Here is a 1,972-nt window from a genome sequence, read left to right as displayed (position 1 = left end):
GGCGTACGCTCCACCGCCGCCCGTGCAGCCCGGTCAACCGGTGTACGTGAGCGCGAGCCCGCCCAAGGAGAAGACGATCGCCGGCATCCTCGGCATCCTGCTGGGGGCGTAGGGCGCGCACAAGTTCTACCTCGGCTACACGAACGAGGCGATCATCATGCTCGGCTGTTCGCTGGGGGCGATCGTCCTCGGCACCGCGCTCAGCTTCATCGGAATCGGGTTGTGCCTGATCCCGCTCGCCAGCGTGATGTCGATCATCGGCCTCATCGAGGGGATCACCTACCTCACCAAGACCGACCAGGACTTCTACTACATCTACGTGCTCAACAAGAAGCCCTGGTTCTAGGCGCGCTGCGCGGCGGGTTGACCGCCCATCGCGGGCGGTGGTATGAACGGACGGTATGAACGCGGTCCGTCCGGAGTGCCGAGATGCCCAAGAAGAAGGTCGCCGTCGCGCTGTCCGACTGGCTGCTCGTCGAGCTCGATGATGCCGCTGCAGAGGCGGACCTGAGCCGCAGCGCGTTGGTCGAGGAGGCCGTCGCCGAGTACGTGACGCGCCATCGGTCGCACGCCGAGGAACGCGCGTACCGCGAGCGCGCGGTGGCGGCGTTGCAGGACGCGAAGGCGTTCGCGGCCGAGTGCGCCGCCGATCCGGCCTGTGCGGACGAACCGTCGACGCTCGAGAAGCTGCGGGCGCTGCGTGCCGACGGGCGCGGGATCGGGAAGTGAGCAGCGCGCTCTGTGTGCTCGACGCGTCCGTGGGGGTGCGGGTCTTCCGCGACGAGCCCGGCTCGGCCGAGGCCCGTGACCTGGTCGATCGGCACATCCGGCATGAGATCACGATCGCCGTGGACACGCTCTTCCACTACGAGGTGCTGAGGGCCGCCTCCCGCGATGGGGGCGGGGCCGACGTCGTGCGCGTGTGGCGGGACCTCGAGAGCTTCGGCCTCGTGACGGTCCCCCTCGGCGACGAGCTCGTATCCGCCGCCGCCGTGCGCTCAGCCACGGGGTGCGCGCCGTATGCCGCCTTCTCAGCGGGGCTCGCGGACCTGCGCGAGGCGCCGCTCTACTCGGCGGACGCGCGGGCGCACGGGTCGCATCCGCGCGTGCGGCTCGTCGGCGCGTAGAGCCCTACTCGCGCGACTCGGCCTCCTCGACGAGGCGCCAGCGCGCCCCGGGCACGGGGCCGACGGTGGTCACCTCGCCGACCGCGTCGATCATGTACAGGCCGAGATCCTTCTCGCGCGCGTAGTCGACCGCGCGCACCGGTCCCATCACGAACAGCGCGGTCGACAGGATGTCCGAGGTCAGCCCGTCGGGCGCGCCGATCACCGTGAGCGAGCGCAGGCCCCATGCCGGGCGGCCGGTGACCGGGTCGAGGATGTGATGCCAGTTGATGCCGTCGCGCTCGAAGTGCTGCTGGTAGTCCCCCGAGGTGGAGACCGTCACCGTAGAGGATGCCTCGACCACCGCGACGACCCGCCCGGGCTCGCGAGGGTCCTCGACGCCGATGCGCCACGGCTCGGACTCCGGCTTCTCGCCGAACGTGACCGTGGTGCTGCCGGCGGTCACGAGCGCCGCGTCGACGACGCCGGACTCGCGGAGCACCTTCGCAGCGCGGTCGAGCGCGAGGCCCTTCGCGGAGCCGCCGAAGTCGAGGCCGGGCGGGTGGGCGAGCATCGTGGCGGTGATGGATGCGCGGTATAGCGCGGGGTCGCGCGGGCCGAAGTATGCCTCGCCGTGCAGGTGCTGTCCGAACTCCCACGAGGCCGCAGTTCGCGCCACGTCTGTGGGCGGCACGGACTTCCTGCCCTCGAAGTCGTAGAGCTTGGAAACGCCGAGTAGCGCGGAGGAGAAGTAGTCGCCGCGCGCCCCTGCAGCTCGGGGGCCGTCGTGTGTCACCTCGAGCGCGTCGGCCGCAGCGATCACGTGGCCGGCCTCCGACGGCAACGTCTGCGCCAGCGACGGCTCC

At 70.9% G+C, this 1,972-nt stretch carries 3 protein-coding genes and 1 pseudogene; 3 read left to right on the top strand and 1 reads right to left on the bottom strand.

Features of this window, described 5'->3' with window-relative positions; genetic code table 11:
* Window positions 1-46 precede the first annotated feature (46 nt).
* From FDZ70_09880 to FDZ70_09870, 3 genes and pseudogenes are all read left to right on the top strand, one after another.
* Window positions 47-346: pseudogene (locus FDZ70_09880) on the top strand (TM2 domain-containing protein).
* An 83-nt stretch (window positions 347-429) separates the two neighbouring features.
* Window positions 430-729: a ribbon-helix-helix protein, CopG family gene (locus FDZ70_09875; protein ID TLM69037.1), complete on the top strand. Its 300-nt coding sequence runs from the start codon at window positions 430-432 to the stop codon at window positions 727-729.
* On the top strand, window positions 639-1,127 hold the full coding sequence (locus tag FDZ70_09870; GenBank protein ID TLM69036.1) for a type II toxin-antitoxin system VapC family toxin: 489 nt from the start codon (window positions 639-641) through the stop codon (window positions 1,125-1,127). Before FDZ70_09875 ends, FDZ70_09870 begins: the two co-directional genes overlap by 91 nt.
* Window positions 1,128-1,131: 4 nt before the next feature.
* Here the strand turns inward: FDZ70_09870 and FDZ70_09865 are convergent.
* A partial coding sequence (locus tag FDZ70_09865) for an FAD:protein FMN transferase (GenBank protein ID TLM69035.1) occupies window positions 1,132-1,972 on the bottom strand: 841 nt, incomplete at its 5' end.

Source organism: Actinomycetota bacterium (assembly GCA_005774595.1).
GTDB lineage: Bacteria > Actinomycetota > Coriobacteriia > Anaerosomatales > D1FN1-002 > D1FN1-002.
The sequence above is the reverse complement of the archived record's forward strand: the minus strand, read 5'-3'. Positions and strand labels throughout refer to the sequence as shown.